We start from the raw sequence: 22,455 nt of genomic DNA, 5'->3' as shown, positions 1-22,455 counted from the left end.
CATGCCAGCCTGGCCCAATGTGCCCCTGAGCCGCTCCAGAACCGCCCGCACCAGTTTCGGTTTCCTGGTCCTGGCCCTGGTATGCCTGGCGTTCTCGGATATCGCCATTACCACCGCCAATCCCTGGCAGGACCTGTTCCGGTTTTTCTGGGGGATGATAACCCCGGATTTCTTCTCCAGCGAAGGCCTGGCCACCGCGCTGCTGCGAACCGTCTCCTTTGCCTTTGTCGGCGTCACCATTGGCAGCATCTGCGGCTTCGGGCTGGCGCTGATCTACCGGATCCGGCTGGTACGCACCTTTTGCGCCTTTATCCGGGCCATCCACGAACTCTTCTGGGCGCTGATTTTCCTGCAGTTCTTCGGTTTCCACCCGCTCACCGGAGTATTGGCCATCGCCATCCCCTACTCCGGCATCTTCGCCAAGGTGTACTCCGAGATCCTGGACGAGGCCGATCCCGAGCCCCGGACCCTGTTGCCGCCCGGCGTGGGCGCACTATCAGCCTTTGTCTATGCCCGTATCCCGGACTGCTGGGACCAGTTGCGTACCTATACCTCCTACCGCCTGGAATGTGGCCTGCGCTCCAGTGCCATCCTCGGCTTCGTGGGACTGCCCACCCTCGGCTTCTTCCTGGAATCGTCCTTCTCCCAGGGGCACTATTCCGAGGCCGGCGCGGTGCTGTTGCTGTTCTATGGGCTGATTGCCACCATTCCCCTGTGGGTACGTCCCCGCCTGCTGCCCTTCTACATTGTCGCCGCGCCCTTTTTCCTGGGGGACGGGTTGCCCATCGTGTGGGGCAACGTTAAACGGTTCTTTACCGAGGACATCGTGCCCGCGCCACTGAGGGAAGGCGTGGGTAGCGATGAACTCTGGCCGTGGCTGTCGGAACTGGTGATCGACCAGGCCTTGCCGGGCATCTGGAACACCCTGCTGCTGACCCAGATGGCCCTGGTGGCGACCGGACTGGTGGCGCTGGCAGCCTTCCCACTGATCTCCAGGCACTTCGGCAACCGGGTGAGCCGCACGGGCGGCCATGTGCTGCTGGTCATTGCCCGCTCAACCCCCGAGTACATCCTGGCCTACATCCTGTTGCAGCTCTGGGGACCATCCATGCTGCCGGCGGTGGTGGCCCTGTCCCTGCACAACGGCGGTATCATCGGGCACCTGATCGGCCGTCAGTCCAGTGGCCTGTACCTGAGGCCGGATGCGCCCCGTGGCATCACCCGCTACGGCTACGAGCTGGTACCGCGACTGTACCCGTCGTTCCTGGCGTTCCTGTTCTACCGGTGGGAAATCATCATGCGGGAAACCGCCATCCTCGGCATCCTGGGGATCTACACCCTGGGCTTCTACGTGGACAGCGCGATCCAGAACATCCAGTTCGACAAGGCCATGATCCTGATCCTGGTGACCGCGCTACTGAACATCGGCATCGACTCCCTGTCCCGCAGGATCCGCGGTAGACTGGCCCTGCAGACCATGCCCACCTGCTGAAAGCCGTTACTCTGTGGGCTGGAACAGGACATTGAAAGGTATGCCCATGGGAGCGCCGTCGGCACGCAGGCTTGCTCGCCATGTCATGGCATCGCCTGTGGTGCAGTAAGGAGGAACAAAACGAAGCCGGTAATGGCCTGTTTCATCGGTCGTTTCCATCCTGAGGGGATACTCGCCCATGTACATGGTCTCCCCGGTCAACAGGACCATGACCCGGTCCGGGGCGGTCGGCAAGGTAGCCGTCAGTTCCAGTTCATTGCCCGCCAGGCGCTCTATGCGGACAGAGGCTTGGCCGGAATCGGTCTGCCAGCGGCAAGCTTCCTGTAGCGGATGACAGTCGGGTCTGTCGCCGGCGTCACTGGCCCCCGCCGACCTGGACTCAAACCAGCGCGGGCCCATAACGGCAAGGGCTCCCAGCCCGATTACCAACACTACCATCAACAGACCACGTATCATTCAGGATCCCGATTAACACCAATGGGCCGACAGAGGGAGGGCCCGGCGACGGCATTATGCCCTTTCGGCCCGGAATGCACCAACGGAACGACAAGTCCCATAGCATGCAAAACTATAAGGGGCTATACGGGGTGCCCTGATACCCCATAACGTGCGAAAATGCCTGCCTTTTCCAAACCTGCTGACGGAGTACCCGCTGTGCACCCGGAATTATCGGTCCAGAACCTCAGCAAGACCTACGGTGACGGCTTTCAGGCCCTGAAGGACGTCACCCTGGAGATCCAGAAGGGTGAGATCTTCGCCCTGCTCGGCCCCAATGGCGCCGGCAAGACCACACTGATCAGCATCATCTGCGGGCTGGTCAACCCGAGCCACGGTTCCGTGACGGCGGCGGGCCACGACATCCTGAAGGAATTCCGCGAGGCCCGCACCAAGATCGGCCTGGTGCCCCAGGAACTGAATACCGACTCCTTCGAGAAGGTCTGGAACACCGTCAGTTTCAGCCGCGGCCTGTTCGGCAAGGCCCCCAACCCGGACCATATCGAGAAAATCCTGCGCGACCTGTCCCTGTGGGACAAGCGCAACAACCGGGTGATGTCCCTGTCCGGCGGCATGAAACGCCGGGTGATGATTGCCAAGGCCCTGTCCCATGAACCCGACATCCTGTTCCTGGACGAGCCCACCGCCGGGGTGGACGTGGAACTGCGCCGGGATATGTGGGAAATGGTCCGCAAACTCCGGGAAAGCGGTGTCACCATCATCCTCACCACCCACTATATCGAGGAGGCGGAGGAGATGGCCGACCGCATCGGCGTCATCCGCAATGGTGAGCTGATCCTGGTGGAAGACAAGAGCACGCTCATGTCCAAGCTGGGCCGCAAGGAACTGCGCCTGCATCTGCAGACCGCCATGAATGAGCTTCCGCCGGAACTGAAGGACCAGCCCATCGAACTGTCCGAGGACGGTTATGAGCTGATCTATACCTTCGACAGCCAGCGGGAACAGACGGGGGTTGCCCTGCTGCTTCGGTCCCTGGGCGAACTGGGTGTGGAATACCGGGACCTGCAGACCCGGGAGAGTTCGCTGGAGGAAATCTTCGTCGGTCTGGTTCACCACGACTGAACCGGCCCCGTGACAGAACTGGAGTATCACTATGAACGTGTATGGCATCCTCGCCATCTACAAGTTTGAAATGGCCCGCATGTGGCGCACCCTGATGCAGAGTGTCGCGTCCCCGGTCATCTCCACGTCGCTGTACTTCGTGGTGTTCGGTTCCGCCATCGGGTCACGGATGGGCGATATCGACGGCATCAGCTATGGCGCCTACATCATCCCCGGACTGATCATGCTGACGCTGCTGATGCAGAGCATTTCCAACGCCAGTTTCGGCATCTACATGCCCCGCTTCTCCGGCACCATCTACGAGGTGCTGTCGGCGCCGGTATCCTATATCGAGGTGGTCATTGGCTACGTGGGGGCCGCCGCCACCAAGTCCGTTATCCTGGGGCTGATCATCCTGGCCACGGCACGACTGTTCGTGGACTACAGCGTGCTGCACCCGTTCTGGATGATCGCCTTCCTGGTGCTCACGGCGGTCACCTTCAGCCTGTTCGGCTTTATCATCGGTGTCTGGGCTGACGGCTTCGAGAAACTGCAGATTGTTCCGCTGATGATCGTCACGCCCCTGGTGTTCCTGGGCGGCACCTTCTATTCCATCGACATGCTGCCGGAGATCTGGCAGACCATCACCCTGTTCAACCCGGTGGTGTACCTGATTTCCGGGTTCCGCTGGGCATTCTATGGTGTTTCTGATATCCATATCGGTATCAGTGTCGGCATGATCATCGTCTTCCTGACTCTATGCATGGTGCTGATTGCCTGGATCTTCCGTACCGGCTACCGACTCAAACCCTGACCGGAGACTGCTCATGAACTGGCGGACAACCTGGATAGCGACAATGCTGCTGGCTACCCCTGTCGCCATGGCGGAGCAGGCCCCGCCTCCCCAGTTCCTGGAACCCTACCAGGCCTGTCTGGTCACCGAATCCGAAGCCATCCCCGTGAAGCTGGAGCAGGCCATTGAACCGCTCCAGCATCGCTTCGGACTGATGGAGCGCACCTCCCTGCCGGATAACGGTGGGATGCTGTTCGTCTACCAGGAGAATCGGGGCCCCAGGGCGGGCTTCTGGATGTACAACACCCTGATCCCCCTGGATATCGCCTGGCTGGATGAAGACGGTGTCATCGTGGCCATGGACACCATGGTGCCCTGCGAGACCGAATCCGCCACTCAGTGCCCAAGCTGGATTCCCGGGGTCGGTCACCGGAACGTACTGGAGATGAACGCCGACTTTTTCGAGGAAAATCATGTAAATATCGGAGACAGGTTAATCACAAACCTGAACGACCATACGACCTGTCCCACGGTTGATTAGGTATCACTTTCCCGCTGCCCGGTTGAACAGTCTCACAGCCTCCGGTTTCTCCCCTGTCCCTGCTCTTGCGTATATCCTTATACTTCCCGCGGTTTTTATTGCTGACCGGTCGTAAGTGACTGTCATTAATGAATAATATTTCATTTATGTGAATGTTGCCAGGTCGACCCGGAGAAGGATGTCCCGGGCCAAGGGAGTCAAGCCAAGGATGTCGCGAGATGGATCTGCCCTCCGTTGAAACGCTGAAAACCCTGTTCATTGCCGGCCACCTGATTGGTCTTGCACTGGGCGTCGGCGGCGCCCTGACCCTGGATATCATTGCCTTCCGCTACTTCTACCTGGAGCGCATCACCCGGGAGAAGCTGGTGCTGTTCCACTTTATCGCCCGCCTGGTCAGTACCGGCCTGTTCATCCTGTGGGTTACCGGCCTGGCCTTCCTCTGGATCTACTGGCAGCACCAGCCCGAACTGCTGGGCAACCCCAAGATCTGGGCAAAACTGGTCATTGTGGTGGTCCTGACCGTCAACGGCTATTTCCTGCACCACAAGGTATTCCCCATCCTTGACCGGAACCTGGGGCATCAGATGTTCCACCGGGTCACCGTCGACGAGAAGGCCATGATGTTCACCTTCTCCAGCATTTCCATCATTTCCTGGGGCTTCCCCCTGGTGCTGGGCATTGCCCGGTCCCTCAACTTCAACACCGGTATGGAAAACATCCTGGCGTTCTATTTCCTGATGCTCAGCAGCACCTGCCTGCTGATGCTACTGGTGTTCAAGCTGTTTCTGGATCCCATCAAGTATTTCGTCATTGACCGCCCCGCCCGCCGGCGGGAAGTCAGGTCGTAGGGCGGGCGCAAGTCCTGCCCACGCTGTAACCCGAATTCAATTGCAGACGCAGTACCCCCTGCAGTTTTCCAGGGCCTGTTCCGGCAGTAAGGGCCAACGTTTGCTACCCGCGTTATCGCGGTAGTCGTGTTTAACCACCAGGTACAGGATTAAAAACGTGCGCTATGAAGACTAAATCCAGACTGGCACTACTGCTGTGCGGCACGGCTATGGCCGGCACAGCCGTCGCCGACTCGCTCTGCGAGGTCGACTACAGGATCCAGCATAGCTGGCAGACCGGTGCCGTACACCGTGTACAGATGACCTACAACGGCCCGGATGTCACCGGTTGGGAGCTGAGCTGGACGTTCCCCGGCGGGGATACCATCGATTCCATCTTCAACGTCACCCATACCCAGAACGGACAGGACGTCGTTGTCGAAAACCTGCTATGGAACGCCCGCCTGTCCGAGGGTGGGGAGATCAAATTTGGTTTCAACGTGCGTAACCCGTCCGGTGAGGTGCCGGTGGAGTTCTACCTCAACGGAGAGCCCTGCGACGAGGAGGTCAACGACACCCCGGACCAGCCGGACGACCCCGACCAGCCCGACAATCCCGGTGACAACCCGGGCGACGGCGGCGACCAACCCGGCGATGGCGGTGATCCCGGCGACGATGATCCGGCCACACGTACCGCCTGGACCCTTGATGCCGGCGACTCCTACCTCGGCTTCGTCACCACCAAGAATACCCACAAGGTGGAAAGCCATCGCTTCGGCACTCTCTCCGGCTCGGTTGCCGACGGCACCGCCACCCTGGACATCGACCTGAACAGCGTCGAAACCGGCATTGATATCCGCAACCAGCGCCTGAAGGAGATGCTGTTCAACACCGGCCAGACGCCCACCGCCACGGTGGCCATCGAGCTGGGCGACAACCTCTCCCAGGTGCAGGGCCTGTCCGCCGGCGAAGTGATGACCCTGGATGTTCCGGCCCAGGTACAGATCAGCGGTGAAACCCGCGATATCAACAGCCAGCTCCGCGTCCAGCACCTGGGTAACCAGCGGTTCCTCGTCAGCAGTGCCCAACCGCTGATCATCACCGCCGACCAGTTTGGCCTTGAAAACGGCGTGGAGGCACTACGGGAAGTGGCCGGCCTGGATTCCATCAGCATTGCCGTACCGGTGGATTTCGCCCTGTTCTTTGAAGCCGACGAGCCCACCACCCCGTGACGCGCTCCTGACACCGCATGAGAGAGGCTTTTATGAAACCCTTACTAAGAAACCTGCTGACACTGACTGCGGGGGCGATGGCCGGCAATGCCGCACTGGCCAATGAGCTCTGTACCGTGGACTATCAGGAAATCAACAACTGGGGCAACGGCGCCACCCACCAGGTGACCGTGCAGTACAACGGGCCGCGTATTGAACAGTGGGACCTGTCCTGGACCTTCCCCGGCAACGAGACCATCTCCAACCTCTGGAAAGGCCATTTCGAGCAACAGGGCCAGCAGATCGGCGTGATCGATGCCGGTTATAACGGCACGGTCACCAGCGGCGGCCAGTTTGATTTCGGCTTCAATATCGAGAACCCGTCCGGCAGCCTGCCCACCGAGTTCTTCCTCAACGGGGAAAGCTGCGGCAGCCCGGCGGACGGCAGCGGGTCAGACCCTGGCGATGACTCCCCCGGAGATGATTCACCGGACGAGCCGGTCATGGGCTGGTCCCTGAACGGAGCCGACTCCGACTTCTCGTTCGTCACCGTCAAGAACACCGATGTGGCCGAGGCCCAGAGCTTCCAGAACCTGCAGGCCTTCGTGGACACCAGCGGCAAGGCCACCCTGGCCATTGACCTGAACACGGTGGACACCGGTATTGACATACGGGATGAGCGTATCCGCGACCACCTGTTTGCCAGCGGCCTGCTGCCCACCCTGACCTTCACCACCCAGGTGGATATGGCGACGGTAACCAGCCTGGAGCCAGGTGAGGCGGAAATGATGACCCTGGACGGCCGGCTCAGCCTGAACGGCATCAGCCAGGACACCACCGCCGACGTCATGGTGATCCGCACCGCCGACAACCGTGTAGCCGTACGCACCGCGCGGCCCGTGATGGTCCAGGGCGGTGATTTCGAGCTGGTGGGAGGTATCGAGACCTTGCGCAATCTTGCCGGCCTGTCCGCCATCGGGCAGACCGTACCGGTGTACTTCAACCTCAGCTTCTCGGCCATCAGTGGCGACGACGCCGACAACCTGATGCCGGTGGAAGTCGGTGACGCGCCGGCAGCGCCGTCCATCGTGGATGCGTCCTACACCGAAGGTAACAGCACGGTGACCCTAAGCTGGCAGGACCTCAGCAGCAACGAAACCGGTTTTGTCATCAAGCGTCGCCAGGGCGATGGCTACTGGGAAACCCGGGACGCCGTGGATGCCAACCAGACCCAATGGATGGAACAGCTTGACGCCGAGGGCAACTACACCTACCGCGTGATCGCGGTGAACGACAGCGTGCCATCCATGTCCTCCGGCAATGTCATCGTCAACGCCCAGCCGTCCGACGACATGCCCGGGGATGATGGCGGCGATGATCCCGGCACCGATCCGGGCGATGACCCCGGCGACGATGACGGCGGCAACGACAATGGCGGCGATCCGGGCAACGATGACGGTTCCGGCAACGACGACGGCGGAGACAATGGTTCCGGCGATGACGGGGGCGACAACGGCAGTGGCAACGATGATGGCGGAGACGACGGCAATGAGCTGGACGGCGCCGAGATCTATGCCACCCAGTGCGCTTCCTGTCACGGGGCTGACGGCACCGGTGGCGCTGTCGGTGTCTCGCTGACCCAGTCCACCGAACTGGACTCCCTGGTCAGCTATATCGACAGCACCATGCCCCTGGGCAATGCCGGCCGCTGCGTGGGTGACTGCGCCCAGGCCGTGGGCGAGCACATCGCCGACAACTTCTGGAGCGACCAGGGTGATGGCGATCCGGTCAACCTGGAAGACGAGACCGCCGGCCCGCGCCAGCTCAACCTGCTGACCCGCTACCAGTACGAGAACGCGGTATCCGACCTTCTGGGCATTGATGCGGCCAACATCACCAACAACTTCCCCACGGAAGCCAGGGTGAAGGGCTTCAGCAACAACGCCGCCAAGAACTTCGTCAGCGCCCGTCACTTCGACGAGTACATGCGGGCCGCCGAACAACTGGCCGACGACGCCGTCAGCAACCAGAAGGGCACCCTGCTCCCCTGTGACGAGAACGCCGACGGCTGCGACGAGCAGTTTGTCGACAACTTCGGCCTGAAAGCCTTCCGCCGTCCGCTGACCGACGAGGAACGTAGCGGCTACCTGGGCCTGTTCCAGGACCAGGGCGACTTCAACAGCGGAATGACCGCGGTGATCGAGGCCATGCTGATCTCACCCAACTTCCTCTACATCAGCGAGCTGGGCGAAGCCCAGGGCAATGGTGTCTACAAGCTGACCCAGTACGAGCTGGCGTCGCAATTGTCGTTCATCTTCCAGGGCACCATCCCGGACGACACACTGCTGTCCGCGGCGGCCAGCAACCAGTTGGAAACCCCGGAACAACTGGCCGCCCAGGCCCGTCGGCTGCTGGAAACCGAGCAGGCCCGCGTGCATATGGGGCACTTCGCCGAGCAGTGGCTGGAGTCCGACCCGGCCTCCATGGGTAGCAAGGACCCGAACATCTATCCGCGCTTCAACGGCCAGGTTCGCGATGCCATGCACCAGGAGCTCCGTGCCTTCTTCACCCACGTGATGTACGACTCCACCGGCCAGTTCCAGGAGTTGCTGAACGCCGACTATGTGTTCGTGAACCAGGCCCTGGCCAACTACTACAACCTGTCCGGCGTCAGTGGTGACAACATCCGCAAGGTCACCGACACCACCGGCACCCGGGGCGGCATCCTCGCCACCGGCGCGGTCATGGCCTCCCATGGCCACGCCAACGAGTCGGCCCCCATTCCCCGGGGCAACTTCGTTCGCCGGCGCCTGATGTGCCAGGAGCTGCCTCCGCCCCCGGAGGAACTGGACACCAGCTTCCCGGACCCGGACCCGAACTACACCACCCGCGAGCGGTTTGAGGAGAAAACCGGCGACCCGGACTGCCAGACCTGTCACCTGTACATCAACGGCGTTGGTTTCGGTTTCGCCGCCTTTGACGGTGCCGGTGGCTATCGCACCACCGACAACGGCAAGCAGGTCAACACCTACGGTGAGATCTACGGCCTGGAAAGCCTGCTCGAGGAGTCCAGCGTGGCCTACGACGGCGTGCGCGAGATGCAACAGGTGCTGGCCCAGACCGACAGCAGCAAGAGCTGTCTGGCCACCCAGTTCTACCGGTTTGCCCGTGGCTATATCGAAACGTCATCGGATGAAAACACCATCGATAACCTGACCCGGTTGTTCGCAGCCAATGACTACCGGCTGAAGGATCTGATGGTGGGCATCACTCAGTTGCAGACCTTTGCCCTGCGCAGAGATCAATAAGGAGATCGTCATGAATTCCAACAGACGTCAGTTTCTCAAAGGCCTTGGTGGCAGCGCGCTCGCGCTGCCCCTGGCGACGATGCCCTGGGCCCGGGTTGCGACAGCGCAGGGCGCCATCGCCAAGCGTGCCGTCTTCATGTACATCCCGGACGGGTGTATCCCCGAGCGGTTCCACCCCACCGGCGGCGAGTTTGATTTCCAGCTTAACGAGATGACCAGCCCGCTGGAGTCCGTGCGGCAGCACTGCCTGTTCGCCAGCGGCCTGAACATGTACGAAGGTGGCCACACCCACGAGGGCGGTGTTGCCAAGGTACTCACCGGCAACCACACCGAGTCGCTGGACTACTTCCTGGCCCAGCGCCTTGGCTCCGCCACACCGTTCAAGTCCATGAACCTGGGGGTCGCCGCCACCTTCCAGAACGGTGAAGGCAACGTGTTCAACTTCAGTTCCGGCAACGTGCCCATCACCCCCAACGACAACCCCATCAACGCCTTCGACACCATGTTCGGTGGCGGTGGCAACGGGGGTGGCGAGCCGCTGGCGGACCGCCGCAAACGCAGCATCCTAGACCGGGTGCTGGCGGACCTGAACGCCATGAACAGCAAACTGGGCCAGAACGAGCGGGAGAAACTGGAGTTCCACACCCAGAGCCTGCGCGAGGTGGAATCCCGGATACTGGATGCGGGGGCGGAAGCCGGCGTGTGCAACACCGGGGGCTTCAACAGTGACAACTTCACCGTGCCCGAGGGCTGGAACGGCTACCCGCCCAAGATCCACCTGGACGAGCACTACCAGACCATCGGGCGCCTGCAAATGGACCTGATCACCGAGGCCTTCTCCTGCGACATGACCCGGGTAGCCTCACTGATGTGGTCCCACCCGGTCAGTCCGCTGCGGGTGGAGGGCATCGACCAGGGCCACCACGACACCTCCCACTACGGCAACCGGGACAGCGACACCGCGGACAAGTTCGTGCAGTACAAGCAGTACCACATGCACCAGTTCCGCTACCTGATCGAGAACCTGGCCAGCCGCACGGATACCGATGGCAACAGCCTGCTGCACAACACGGTCATCTTCCTGTGCTCGGAACTGGGCGACAGTAACGCCCACGACCACCGGAACATGCCCTTCATCCTGGCGGGCAACGCCGGCGGGGCGCTGCAGACCGGCCGCTACGTGGACTTTGCTGGCGACGCCCACAGCAAGCTGCTGGTGTCCATCGCCAACATGCTGGACGTCGACATCGACAGCTTCGGTTACACCGGCCACGGCACCGGCGGCCTGCCCGGCCTGCTGGCCTAGAATGGTACTGCGCGCCACAGGGACGTGGCGCTATCCGCAGGTACAACAACAACTCGGTCTGAGAAAGAGAAAAAATGCTGCCCCGGCGACACGCCGGGGCTTTTTTACGCGCGCTGGTCGGGCGTTACATCCCGTGAGTGGATGGATCAACCCGGGAGAAGACCTCTTTCCAGTACAGTTCCGCCAGTTCCTCCTGGCTATCCACGTCCTTTACCAGGTCCACCCATTTCTCCAGGACCGGCCGGAATTCCTCAAGCATCTCGGCACCGTTTTCCACACCATAGGTCTTGGCGTAGTACTGGGCGATAACCTCCATATCCTCACGTACAAACTCCCGGGTGGCGGCGGCCAGGTCCTCCGACGCGGTGTGCAGCTCGATGCCCAGTTCCTCCCGGGCCCGCTTCAGCACCTCGGCTTCCCGCTGGTGATACACCCACGGAATCTCCGCGGAAATATAGGCACCGGCATGCAGCATGGCCTGGCGTTGCTCGTCGGTCAGGCTCTGCCAGCGGTCCCGGTTGGTATTGGTGATCTCAGCCCCCGCAAACACGCCACCGGGTACATCGGTAGTGATATCCGTGGTCGCCTCGATGATGCCAAGGTTCTCAAGATCCGGCGCGGAAATAACCACACAGTCCACAACGCCCTGGTCCAGGGCCTCATAGGCTTCGTTGCCGGAAAGCGTGACCGGACTGGCGCCAAAACGCTCCGCCCAGCGGGACCACTGTGAACCCGACGATCTCAGCCGCTTGCCTTCCAGGTCCTCCTGGCTGGTTACCGGTTCACTGCAGTTGAGCATGTAGTTGGAGCTTGAGGCGATGCCGGTAATGACCTGATTCTGGGCCTGGAAGTCCTCCAGGCACTCCTCGCACTGAAAGAAGATGTACTCGGCCAGGGCACCGATATAGGCAGGCCCTTCCTTGCCCTGGATTTCCTTCCCGAAAAGCTGCAGCTGCATCGCCGCTTCCGCCAACAGGTTGGTGTGGGGATATTCGGACGGGAAGTACGGGCTGAGCAGGTAACCAATGTCCGCCATACCATCCCGGACACCAGCGGACGTTTCCGCAAAGTTGAGCAGCGACAGCGGATACACCTTGACGGTCAGCGAGCCGCCGGAGAACTCCTCCACCCGGTCGGCATAGTTCTGGGCGGCCTTGGCCGAATCACTCCCGGGGGGATACCCCAAGGCATAGCTGAGCGTCTCGGCATGGGCGGTGGTCGCCAATGCGGCTCCCCCCATCAACAGGCTGGCAGACAGGGTACGGAAAAGGCTTGGTTTGGACATGGCACGACTCCCTGGGCGTTATTGTTGTATTGCGAAGAGTCACGGGACGGAAACCCGATACAATTCATGTCCTGACACAGTAGCCCCGGCCATATGACCAATCAACTGTTTGGTTAAAAATCGTCCATTCCGACGAGACGGTTCTTGCACTCTTATTTCTGGCCTCCCTGTCCATCGAAACATCCTTCATTATCCTTAAGGGAAGTGCCGTTGAGCCGCAAACTCGAAACCTGGGAATCGTGTGCTAGCATCAAATGAAGCGGCATGGCCGCTTACCACATCCCAACCGAAATAGCTTGATCAAACCAATAAGGACAACAAAATGGCAAACGGAAAGTTCGAGTTGTACACAGATAAAGCAGGAGAATATCGATTCCGCCTGAAAGCTGGTAACGGCGAGACCATCGGCGCCTCCCAGGGCTATAAATCGAAGTCTGGCGCCACCAACGGTATCGAATCCGTAAAAAAGAACGCCGCACTTGAGGAACGCTTTACCGTCTTCGAGGGCAATGGAGGGAAATGGTACTTCAACCTCAAAGCTGGTAATCAGGAAGTCATCCTTGCCAGCCAGGGATACTCATCAAAACAGGGGGCTGAAAGCGGTGCCAAGTCGGTGCAAAACCATGCGCCTGATGCGGCGGTGGAAGAGGTTGCTTGAAGCAATTGCCTTTTAGAGCCCCTTAACCGCTTGCCCGTTACCTGATCGGGTAGTCGCCGCCCGAGAAGGTGGCTACTCGATCCGACTAACAGTTGCCCTGGAACTGATAGAAGTTTTCTTCTTCTGTATTGAGTGCTCGAATGGTGCCCGGGGCCGGACTCGAACCGGCACGACCTAACGGTCAAGAGATTTTAAGTCTCCAGTGTCTACCAATTTCACCACCCGGGCAGGGCGAGCAATCGTGGAGGGCCGGATTGTATAAGGCCCTGGCCGTCAACGCAATTCCGGGGCGGTGACGCTGGACTCGCCGGTGGCCCCGTTCACCTCATCCGCCCCTGGGGGGCATTCCACCACGATCTTGCGGTATATCAACCCCTGCGACATTCCGTCCCATTGGGATTGAGCTATGGTTGGGTTAGCATCGTAAGCATCTGCCGGTACAACAAGAACTGCACAATCATCGGGCGGTTTGCTTGGGTGGAAGTATTCTTCCCTCACTACTGTGGTTACCGGAGGTTCCAATGGAGCTCGATCCCCTGTTGCTATCGCGAATCCAGTTCGCGTTCGTGGTCTCCTTCCACGCGATCTTTCCCGTGTTTACCATCGGCCTGGCGTCATTCATTGCCACCCTCGAGGCCCTGGCCTTCAAGACGGAGAACCCAGTCTGGACGCGACTGTCCACCTTCTGGACCAAGGTGTTTGCCGTGGTGTTCGGCATGGGGGTGGTGTCCGGGATCGTGATGTCGTTTCAGTTCGGCACCAACTGGTCGAACTTTGCCCAGGCCACCGCCAACTTCATCGGCCCCATGCTCAGTTACGAGGTGGTGACGGCCTTCTTCCTGGAGGCGGCTTTCCTGGGGGTCTTGCTGTTCGGGCGTGACAAGGTGCCACCGGGTGTCCACCTGCTGGCGGCGATCATGGTGGCGGTGGGCACATTCATCTCCTCGTTCTGGATCCTGTCGGCCAACAGCTGGATGCACACCCCGCAGGGGGTGGAATTCCGGGACGGGGTCTTCCATGTGCTGTCCTGGTCCGAGGCCATCTTCAACCCGTCCTTCCCTTACCGCTTCGCCCATATGGTGGTGGCGTCGTTCCTGACCGGCAGTTTTGTGGTGGCCGGGGTCAGTGCCTGGTACCTGCTGCGGGGCCGTGAGGTGGAAACCAATCGCAAGGCGCTGTCCATGTGCCTGTGGTTCCTCCTGCTGGTTGCGCCCCTGCAGGCGGTTATCGGTGATTTCCACGGCCTGAATACCCTGGAGCACCAGCCGGTCAAGGTGGCCGCCATGGAGGGTAACTGGGAGACGGATACCAACGTTCCCCTGTTGCTGTTCGCCCTGCCCGACCAGGACAGCCAGACCAATCATTTCGAGGTTGGCATTCCCGGTATGGCCAGCCTGATCCTGAAACATGACGTACAGGGTGAGGTCCCCGGGCTGGAGTTGGCTCCGCCGGAGGAACAGCCCCCCGTGGCCCTTGTGTTCTGGAGTTTCCGGGTGATGGTCGGGCTTGGTGTGCTGATGATCGCCTTTACCCTGGCCGGTCTTTTCCTGCGCCCCGGCGGGCGCTATGCCACCAACCGCTGGTTCCTGAACGGGTTGCGTCTGATGTCCTTCACCCCGTTCGTTGCGGTACTGGCGGGGTGGTTCGTGACCGAGATCGGGCGGGCGCCCTGGCTGGTGTACGGCATGATGACCCACGCCGAGGGCCTGACGCCGTCCCTCACCGGCGGCATGGCGCTGTTTACCCTGATTGGCTATATCGTGGTCTATGCCCTGGTGTTCTCCGCCGGCGTCTACTACCTGATGCGGGTGCTCCACGACGGCATGGAAGCAAAGGATGATACCCACGAATCCGATCATCCCAAGCGACCGCTGTCCGCCGCCCATGTGCCATTCGAGTTCAACGAGGACGTCGTCCGCCAGGGGGGATACTGATATGGAACTGTTCGATCTGGCCCTGATCTGGGCCTTTATCATCGGCTTTGGCGTGATCATGTATGTGCTGATGGACGGCTTCGACCTGGGCGTGGGCATCCTGTTTCCCTTCGCCCCGGACGAGGACGCCCGGGATGTGATGATGAACTCCGTGGCCCCGGTGTGGGACGGCAACGAGACCTGGCTGGTGCTGGGTGGTGCCGGCCTGCTGGCGGCCTTCCCCATGGTGTATTCGATCCTGCTGCCGGCGCTCTATATCGGGGTGTTCCTGATGCTGGCGGGGCTGATCTTCCGGGGCGTGGCCTTCGAGTTCCGCTTCAAGGCCAACACCTCCCGCTACCTGTGGAACTGGGCCTTTGCCGGTGGTTCCACCATTGCCGCCTTCGCCCAGGGCGTTGTGGTGGGGGCCTATATCGAGGGCTTCGAGACCGCCAATGGTGTCTATGTCGGCGGCGCCCTGGACTGGCTGACTCCCTTCAGCGTGCTGACCGGCTTTGGGTTGCTGGCGGGCTACAGCCTGCTCGGGGCCACGTGGCTGGTGCTGAAGACCGAGGGTTACATCCAGCAGTGGGCCCGCGGGCTGGTGACCCCCTTGTTGGTTGCAGTACTGGCGGTGTTTGCCATCATCAGCATCTGGACACCCTTTGTGGATGAGTTCGTCCGTGACCGCTGGTTCAACAACCTGACGCTGATCTGGATCTTCCCGGCCCTGGGGCTGGTATGCGCGTACATGATCTTCCGCTCCACTCGACGCCACCAGGATGGCATGCCCTTTGTGGCCACCATGGGCCTGTTTATCTTCACCTACCTGGGGTTGATCGTCAGCAAGTGGCCCTACGTGGTGCCGCCGGACTACACCCTGTGGGATGCCTCATCCGCCTACGGCTCGCAGTTGTTCCTGCTGCTGGGGCTGTTGTTCGTGATTCCCGTGGTGCTGGGCTATACCGCCTGGACCTACTGGGTGTTCCGGGGCAAGGTCAAGGCTGGCGAAGGCTACCACTAGGTGGCATCTGGCTCTCCCCGTGAGGCGGCGCGTTGGCTGAAGGAACGCCAGCGCCCCGCCCTTGTCTCCATTCGCCTGGCCGCCCTGGCCGGGGCCGTTGTGGCACTGGCGACCATCGTCCAGTTGGCGGGCATCGCGTGGATTGCCCACGGCACGCTGGTGGAGGAGGCCAGTACCGGCCAACTGCTCCCGGTGGTCGGGATGGTACTGGTGGCCCTGCTGGTGCGTTCGGTGGCCACCGGTTACCAGAACCACCTGGCGGCAAGGGCCAGCGACGAGGTGCGGGGCCGCCTGCGGCAGGAACTGCTGGACCACATGGGCGCGTCAGGCCCGGTGCAGCTTGCCCGGCAGTCGGCGGGTACCCTGGCGGCGGAATGGATCGATCAGGTGGATGCCCTCCACGGTTACTATGCCCACTACCTGCCCCAGATGATCCTGTGTGTGGTGGTGCCGGTGATGATCCTGGCTACCGTGGTCTGGCTGGACTGGCTGGCGGCGCTGTTCCTGCTGCTGTCCGCACCACTGATCCCCCTGTTCATGGCGCTGGTGGGCATGGGGGCGGAAAAGCTGAACCAGCAGCACATGGAAACCCTGGGCCGGCTGTCGGGTCACTTCCTGGACCGGCTACGGGGGCTGACCACACTGCAACTGTTCCAGTACACGGAACCGGCCACCGAAGGGATCGCCCGGGCCACGGACGAGTACCGGAGGATCAACCTGAAGACCCTGAGGGTGGCGTTCCTGTCCTCCGCCGTACTGGAGTTCTTTGCCTCGGTGGCCATCGCAGTGATCGCCATCTATATCGGCTTCGGGCTGCTGGGATATATCCAGTATGGCCCCTCCCCGGACCTGACCCTGTTCTCCGGGCTGTTCATCCTGCTGCTGGCGCCGGAGTTCTTCCAGCCGTTACGGCAACTGGCCCAACATTACCACGACCGGGCCACCGCCCTCGGGGCCGCCGCGCAGCTCCAGGCACGGCTGGATGACCGCCCTCACCCGGCACCGGAGGTGGAGCCAGGCACCAGTACAGCTCCCGATACGGCGGTCCATGTCCACCAGCTTAACGTCACCTATCCGGATGGCCGCACGGGGCTGGCTGGGGTGTCTCTGGAGATCAGGGCGGGGGAACTGGTGCTTCTGGAAGGTCCCTCCGGCAGCGGCAAGACCACTCTGCTGAATGCCATGGCGGGCTTCCTGGCGCCGTCCGCGGGCTATGTCAGTACCTTCGGGCAGCAACCGGGCGGGGAGCCCTTCGGCTGGCTCGGTCAGACGCCGTTTGTCCGCGCTGACTCCTGGGCCGGCAACCTGCGGCTTGGAGCACCGGATGCCTCGGACGATGAACTGCTGGAGGCCCTGGCCCGGGTGGGTCTGGGGGAACTGGTCAGGAATCGCCCCGACGGCCTCGATACCACCATCCGCGAGGGCGGCGCCGGCCTCTCCGGCGGGCAGGCCCGGCGCCTGGCCCTGGCGCGCCTGTTCCTGGCCCGCCACCGGCTGGTGCTGATGGACGAACCCACCGCCGGGCTGGATGCCCGCAGTGAGCAACAGGTCATCGACGCCATCCGGTCACTGCGGGACCTCGGCATCACCATCGTGATCGCCAGTCATCACCAGGCCCTCAAGGCGGTGGCGGACCGGCGGCTGGCACTGGCGGACGGGAGGCTGGCCGATGGCTGAACTCTATCCCTGGTTGCGGCTGATCCTGCGGCATCGGCAGCGCCTGCTGGTCGGTGGGCTGCTGATGTTCGCCACCATACTCGCCGGTGTTGGCCTGCTGGCGCTTTCCGGCTGGTTCATCACCGCCACGGCCCTGACCGGGCTGATCCTGGCCTCCGGGGGAAGCGCCTATCTGAATATCTACGCCCCCGGCGGCGGTATCCGGTTCTTCGCCCTGGGCCGGACGGTGTCCCGTTACCTGGAACGCCTCTACAACCACGATACGGTGCTGCGGCTACTGGCGGATATCCGGGTGGTGTTCTTCCAGCGTCTGGCAGCCTCATCACCGGACACCCTGGGCCGGAAACGGGCGGTGGACTGGCTCAATCGCCTGACTCGGGACATCGATACCCTGGATACCCTCTACCTGCAACTGGTGGCGCCGCCGGCCATGGCACTGGCAGGCCTGGTGCTGCTGGCCGGTGTCATGGTGGCCGTGGCGCCGCCTCTGCTGCTGGCGCTGGTTCCGCTGGCCCTGCTGCCGGCAGTGTTGTGGCTGCTGGCGCGATCCACCCTGGGGATCAGCCGCCGCCAGGGATATCAGGAAGAAGCGCTCCGAGGCCAACTGGTGGATGCCATCGAGGGGATGGCGGAACTGCAGGCCGCCCATCACTGGACCGATGAGGCCCGCTCCCTGCTGGACCGCAGCCGCCGCCTGGACCGGGCGAGGCAGTCCATCGAGTCCCGCACCGCCGTGGCCAATGGCATCACCCTGCTGGCCATCCAGTTGGCGGTGGTCCTCTCCCTCTGGACCGGTCTGGCGCTGTGGCGTGATGGGGCATTAAGCGGGCCGGTGGCGCTGTTGTTTACCCTGGCGGTGCTCGGTCTTGGCGAGGCCTTCACCGGGCTGCCGGCCGCCTTCGGGCGACTGGGCGCCACCCTGGGGGCGGCCACCCGCCTGAACGGGGAAGGTCGGCCCCAGCCACGGGAAAGCGTACCTCCCGTATCACCGGGAGTGGTCGCCCTGTCGTCGCTGGTTGCCGTGCGCAATGACGAGCACCTGTTCCCGCCGCTGACGGTGACACTACAGCCCGGGCAGCGACTGGCACTGGTGGGTCGGTCCGGTTCCGGCAAGTCGACGCTACTGGACTATCTCGCGGGGGTATCCGGTGCGGTGGAGGGCCAGGTGCATCTGGCCGGTGAACCGCTTGATCCGGCGACGCTGCCATCCTGGCGTGGCGGTGTCAGCTATCTGAGCCAGCGCACACACTTCTTCAGCGACAGCCTGCGGGCCAACCTGCTGATGGCCCGGGCCGATGCCACGGAACAGGAACTATGGGCCATCATCGAGGCTGTCGGCCTGACACAACTGGTGCAACGGCTGCCCCGGGGGCTGGATACCTGGATCGGCGACCAGGGGCGGCACCTGTCCGGCGGTGAGCGCCGTCGGGTGGCCCTGGCCAGGGCCCTGCTCCGCCCCGGCTGGTTGCTATTACTGGATGAGCCCTTTACCGGCCTGGACGAGGCGACCCGGGAACGGATCAAGGTCCGGATTGAGCCCTGGCTGGCCAATCGAACCTGCATCCTGGCCGCCCACGACACCGACACACTGCCCGATGCCGACATGGCTATCAACCTGGACTAGCTGGCTGACAATACCTCGAAGGTCATCCGGGCATTGTTTTTAAGTCGCTCCAGCAGCTTGCCATCCAGCAGGCTGGCTGGTGTCCAGAAACCACCCGGGGCATCCTCGGGTACATCGAACGCCAGACACTCCGCCGCCTGGGCGAGGATACGGCTGGTGGAACCATACCCCGGGTCGCCCTGGCCGGTCACCTTGGTGATGATGGTCTGGCCGCCTTCGGTAAGGCCGATAAAACGCAGATCGTAGAAGCCCTGCACCTGGGATTTCACGTCCGGGCCCTCTCCCGATTCCGGTAGCACAAAGCGCTCCAGGGCCCAGCGGGTCGGCTTGATGGCGGTGGCAAGGGCAAACCCGCCCATGGCGCCGGCCAGGGCCATGGCCGCGGCCCTGCCCTTCAGCCCCCGACCGGTCATGGTGGCCTCGTCATAGAGAAACTCTGTCCCGTAGGGAGCATCTTGCAGCGCGTTGGAGCGGTGCACCACCCGGGTGTTGATCGCCGCCATCAGGAAGGGTGCCACCCAGGATTCCAGTTCCGGGTCGAACTCCGCGAACTTCACGTTGGGCTGGCGTACGGCAGAGCGATGGTCCGGCGGGCAGATCGAGAACGGGTTGGCCAGTTCCTTGCGAAGGGCCTTGTTGGAGGCGGCTTCCTTCACCACGTTCATCAGGCTGGCGACGGTACCGCCGGAGAGCCCCCCCTTGGCCGCCTTGACCCGCATCTTCACCTGCTGGCAGGGCTGCCCGAAGCGGGCAACAGCCTCCTGTTGCAGGTGCCAGACCCCCAGGTCCGACGGGACTGAATCAAAGCCACAGCAATGGACGATACGAGCGCCGGAGGCCTTGGCCCGGTCCTCGTAGAGCTGGATCATCCGCCGGATCCACTGCACCTCGCCGGTCAGGTCGCAGTAATCGGTGCCACTGTCCACGCAGGCCCGGACCAGGGGCTCCCCATACAGGGCATACGGTCCCACCGTGGAGACCACCACCCGGGTCTGTTCACACAGGGCGGCCAGGGAGTCTTCGTCCGCCGCATCCGCAATCACCATGGGCAGGTCCACGGCGCCGGGGCCAAGCTCGTCCTTCAGTTGATCCAGTTTTGCCTTGGAGCGACCGGCTATGGCCCAGCGAACGCCGCCGTTATCGTCCAGTGATCCGAAACCATGACGCTCCGCCATGCGTCGCGTCAGTATCCTGCCCACAAAACTGGTGGCGCCGAAGAGTACGATATCGTACCGGGGTTCCATGCGATTCTCCTGTCGCTGATGGGGTATGGGTGCAAGCTGTCAGGCCTGGTCCAGAGCATCCCAGCATAGCAGAGCGGGTTCCAACAACCACGGGAAAATAGCAGGACCAGACACAAAAAAGGGGCACCCTCAGGTGCCCCTTTTTCTTTCTGAAGCAGGTTCTTACAGAACTTTCTTCAGTTCCTCTTCAAGCTGGGGTACAGCTTCGAACAGGTCGGCAACCAGGCCGTAGTCGGCTACCTGGAAGATCGGCGCCTCTTCGTCCTTGTTGATCGCAACGATCACCTTGGAGTCGCCCATACCCGCGAGGTGCTGGATGGCACCGGAGATGCCCACGGCAATGTACAGCTGCGGGGCAACGATCTTGCCGGTCTGACCAACCTGCATGTCATTGGGCACGAAGCCGGCGTCAACGGCGGCGCGGGATGCACCCACAGCAGCGCCCAGCAGATCAGCAACCTGCTCCAGCATCTTGAAGTTCTCGCCGTTCTGCATGCCGCGACCACCGGAGATCACGATGTCAGCGCTTGCCAGGTCAGGACGGTCGGACTGGGCCAGCTCTTCGCTCACGAAGGAGGAAACGCCAGCGTCCTTGACCACATCCAGGTTCTCGACGGCAGCGGAACCACCCTCGCCGGCAACCGGATCAAACGCGGTCGGACGAACGGTGATCACCTTGGTGTCGTCCTTGGATTTGACGGTCGCTATGGCGTTACCGGCATAGATCGGACGAACGAAGGTGTCAGCGTCTACAACGCCCATGATGTCGGAAACCTGGGCAACGTCCAGCAGCGCCGCAACGCGGGGCATGAAGTCCTTGCCGGTGGTGCCGGCAGCGGCCAGGATGTGGCTGTAGCCCTTGCCTACCTCGGCGACCAGCTCACCCAGGTTCTCACCCAGGTTGTGGCCATAGACCGCGTTGTCGGCAACCAGTACCTTGTTGACGCCATCGGCCTTGGCAGCCTGCTCGGCAACCGCACCACAGTTCTCGCCGGCAACCAGAACGTCGATATCGCCGCCGATTTCCTTGGCCGCGGCCAGGACACTCAGGGTAGCCTGCTTCAGGCTGCTGTTATCGTGTTCAGCAAATACCAGGATGCTCATTTAGATCACCTTCGCTTCGTTCTTCAGTTTGTCGACCAGCTGGGCTACGTCTTCTACCTTGATGCCAGCCTGACGTGCGGCCGGAGCCTCAACCTTGACGGTTTCCAGACGGTGAGCCATGTCAACACCCAGGTCGGCCGGGGTGGTGGCATCCAGCGGCTTCTTCTTGGCCTTCATGATGTTCGGCAGGGAAGCGTAACGCGGCTCGTTCAGACGCAGGTCGGTGGTTACAACCGCCGGCAGGTTCAGGGAGAGGGTCATCAGGCCGCCGTCCACTTCACGGGTGACGTTGACCTTTTCGCCCTCAACAACAACCTCGGAAGCGAAGGTGCCCTGCCCCATTCCGGTCAGCGCGGCCAGCATCTGGCCGGTCTGGTTGTTGTCGGAATCGATGGACTGCTTGCCGAGAATAACCAGCTTGGGCTCTTCCTTCTCGACAACCGCCTTCAGCAGCTTGGCAGCTTCCAGTGACTGGACTTCCTCGTCCGTTTCAACGTGGATACCGCGATCCGCACCCAGTGCCAGGGCTGTACGGATCTGCTCCTGAGCAGCCTTGGGACCAATGGAAACCACGACGATCTCGCTGGCAACGCCCTTTTCCTTGAGGCGGACCGCTTCTTCAACCGCGATCTCACAGAAAGGGTTCATCGCCATCTTGACGTTGGCAAGATCAACACCGGAGTTGTCCGGCTTGACGCGTACCTTCACGTTGTAGTCGATAACTCGTTTTACCGCGACCAGAACCTTCATAGATTCCTCGTTCTTCTACGATGGGTTTAATGACTCGTAATCAGAAAGACTCTCGACTAACCCGCCTGGGGCGACACCAGAGTATTCATGATTCCTGTCGCTTCGAACGCCTGGAAAAGGCGCCCGAACGTTGATTCAAAC

Annotated in this window: 18 protein-coding genes and 1 tRNA gene; 13 read left to right on the top strand and 6 right to left on the bottom strand. The window is 62.0% G+C overall.

Annotation, left to right across the window (positions count from 1 at the left end; genetic code table 11):
• The first annotated feature begins 1 nt into the window (after nucleotide 1).
• On the top strand, nucleotides 2–1,492 hold the full coding sequence (locus ACJO3T_RS14525; RefSeq protein WP_406963242.1) for a PhnE/PtxC family ABC transporter permease: 1,491 nt from the start codon (nucleotides 2–4) through the stop codon (nucleotides 1,490–1,492).
• A 6-nt stretch (nucleotides 1,493–1,498) separates the two neighbouring features.
• On the opposite strand, the gene ACJO3T_RS14520 is transcribed toward ACJO3T_RS14525, so the two are convergent.
• Nucleotides 1,499–1,948: a hypothetical protein gene (locus ACJO3T_RS14520; protein ID WP_406978908.1), complete on the bottom strand. Its 450-nt coding sequence runs from the start codon at nucleotides 1,946–1,948 to the stop codon at nucleotides 1,499–1,501.
• Nucleotides 1,949–2,146: 198 nt separating this feature from the next.
• Here ACJO3T_RS14520 and ACJO3T_RS14515 point away from each other — a divergent pair, with 198 nt between their 5' ends.
• The 7 genes from ACJO3T_RS14515 to ACJO3T_RS14485 all read left to right on the top strand — a co-directional run bounded on the left by ACJO3T_RS14515 (nucleotide 2,147) and on the right by ACJO3T_RS14485 (nucleotide 11,035).
• Nucleotides 2,147–3,070, top strand: coding sequence for an ABC transporter ATP-binding protein (locus ACJO3T_RS14515; protein ID WP_406978907.1), 924 nt, complete (start codon nucleotides 2,147–2,149; stop codon nucleotides 3,068–3,070).
• Nucleotides 3,071–3,101: 31 nt separating this feature from the next.
• The gene (locus ACJO3T_RS14510; RefSeq protein WP_406963245.1) at nucleotides 3,102–3,863 is read left to right on the top strand and encodes an ABC transporter permease; all 762 of its coding nucleotides are present in this window, start codon (nucleotides 3,102–3,104) and stop codon (nucleotides 3,861–3,863) included.
• A gap of 13 nt (nucleotides 3,864–3,876) precedes the next feature.
• Complete coding sequence (locus ACJO3T_RS14505; protein WP_406963246.1) at nucleotides 3,877–4,383, top strand: DUF192 domain-containing protein; 507 nt, start codon at nucleotides 3,877–3,879, stop codon at nucleotides 4,381–4,383.
• 218 nt (nucleotides 4,384–4,601) lie between these two features.
• A complete protein-coding gene (locus tag ACJO3T_RS14500) occupies nucleotides 4,602–5,231 on the top strand; it encodes a hypothetical protein (RefSeq protein ID WP_406963247.1) in 630 nt (209 codons plus the stop codon).
• A 164-nt stretch (nucleotides 5,232–5,395) separates the two neighbouring features.
• Nucleotides 5,396–6,442 (top strand): cellulose binding domain-containing protein, encoded by a 1,047-nt coding sequence (locus ACJO3T_RS14495; protein WP_406978906.1) that lies wholly within the window; start codon nucleotides 5,396–5,398, stop codon nucleotides 6,440–6,442.
• Nucleotides 6,443–6,474: 32 nt separating this feature from the next.
• A complete protein-coding gene (locus tag ACJO3T_RS14490) occupies nucleotides 6,475–9,729 on the top strand; it encodes a DUF1592 domain-containing protein (protein WP_406978905.1) in 3,255 nt (1,084 codons plus the stop codon).
• Nucleotides 9,730–9,739: 10 nt separating this feature from the next.
• Entirely contained in the window at nucleotides 9,740–11,035 is a 1,296-nt protein-coding gene (locus tag ACJO3T_RS14485; RefSeq protein WP_406978904.1) for a DUF1552 domain-containing protein, read from the top strand.
• A 124-nt stretch (nucleotides 11,036–11,159) separates the two neighbouring features.
• On the opposite strand, the gene ACJO3T_RS14480 is transcribed toward ACJO3T_RS14485, so the two are convergent.
• Complete coding sequence (locus ACJO3T_RS14480) at nucleotides 11,160–12,320, bottom strand: C4-dicarboxylate TRAP transporter substrate-binding protein (protein WP_406978903.1); 1,161 nt, start codon at nucleotides 12,318–12,320, stop codon at nucleotides 11,160–11,162.
• 322 nt (nucleotides 12,321–12,642) lie between these two features.
• Between ACJO3T_RS14480 and ACJO3T_RS14475 the strand changes: the two genes are divergently transcribed.
• A complete protein-coding gene (locus ACJO3T_RS14475) occupies nucleotides 12,643–12,978 on the top strand; it encodes a YegP family protein (protein WP_406978901.1) in 336 nt (111 codons plus the stop codon).
• A gap of 141 nt (nucleotides 12,979–13,119) precedes the next feature.
• Here the strand turns inward: ACJO3T_RS14475 and ACJO3T_RS14470 are convergent.
• Nucleotides 13,120–13,206 (bottom strand) — tRNA-Leu (locus ACJO3T_RS14470).
• A gap of 293 nt (nucleotides 13,207–13,499) precedes the next feature.
• Between ACJO3T_RS14470 and ACJO3T_RS14465 the strand changes: the two genes are divergently transcribed.
• Genes ACJO3T_RS14465 through cydC form a run of 4 tightly spaced genes read left to right on the top strand, consistent with a single transcriptional unit; the run spans nucleotide 13,500 to nucleotide 19,216 of the window.
• Nucleotides 13,500–14,912, top strand: a complete 1,413-nt coding sequence (locus tag ACJO3T_RS14465) for a cytochrome ubiquinol oxidase subunit I (RefSeq protein WP_406978900.1) — start codon at nucleotides 13,500–13,502, stop codon at nucleotides 14,910–14,912.
• Between the two features lies 1 nt (nucleotide 14,913).
• Nucleotides 14,914–15,915 carry a cytochrome d ubiquinol oxidase subunit II gene (gene cydB / locus ACJO3T_RS14460; RefSeq protein ID WP_406963254.1) on the top strand — a complete coding sequence of 334 codons (1,002 nt, stop codon included), beginning with the start codon at nucleotides 14,914–14,916 and terminating at the stop codon, nucleotides 15,913–15,915.
• A complete protein-coding gene (gene cydD / locus ACJO3T_RS14455; RefSeq protein WP_406978898.1) occupies nucleotides 15,916–17,592 on the top strand; it encodes a thiol reductant ABC exporter subunit CydD in 1,677 nt (558 codons plus the stop codon).
• Nucleotides 17,585–19,216: a thiol reductant ABC exporter subunit CydC gene (gene cydC, locus ACJO3T_RS14450; protein ID WP_406978897.1), complete on the top strand. Its 1,632-nt coding sequence runs from the start codon at nucleotides 17,585–17,587 to the stop codon at nucleotides 19,214–19,216. The genes cydD and cydC overlap by 8 nt, the downstream gene beginning before the upstream one ends.
• Here the strand turns inward: cydC and ACJO3T_RS14445 are convergent.
• The 3 genes from ACJO3T_RS14445 to ACJO3T_RS14435 all read right to left on the bottom strand — a co-directional run bounded on the left by ACJO3T_RS14445 (nucleotide 19,213) and on the right by ACJO3T_RS14435 (nucleotide 22,314).
• The gene (locus ACJO3T_RS14445; RefSeq protein ID WP_406978896.1) at nucleotides 19,213–20,460 is read right to left on the bottom strand and encodes a saccharopine dehydrogenase family protein; all 1,248 of its coding nucleotides are present in this window, start codon (nucleotides 20,458–20,460) and stop codon (nucleotides 19,213–19,215) included. The genes cydC and ACJO3T_RS14445 overlap by 4 nt on opposite strands.
• 162 nt (nucleotides 20,461–20,622) lie before the next feature.
• On the bottom strand, nucleotides 20,623–21,564 hold the full coding sequence (locus ACJO3T_RS14440) for an electron transfer flavoprotein subunit alpha/FixB family protein (protein WP_406963258.1): 942 nt from the start codon (nucleotides 21,562–21,564) through the stop codon (nucleotides 20,623–20,625).
• Nucleotides 21,565–22,314, bottom strand: coding sequence for an electron transfer flavoprotein subunit beta/FixA family protein (locus ACJO3T_RS14435; RefSeq protein ID WP_406963259.1), 750 nt, complete (start codon nucleotides 22,312–22,314; stop codon nucleotides 21,565–21,567). It lies immediately after the preceding gene.
• Between the last annotated feature and the right edge of the window lie 141 nt (nucleotides 22,315–22,455).

Origin of the sequence: Marinobacter shunpengi (assembly GCF_045449715.1) — a bacterium.
Classification (GTDB): Bacteria; Pseudomonadota; Gammaproteobacteria; order Pseudomonadales; family Oleiphilaceae; genus Marinobacter.
The sequence above is the reverse complement of the archived record's forward strand: the minus strand, read 5'-3'. Positions and strand labels throughout refer to the sequence as shown.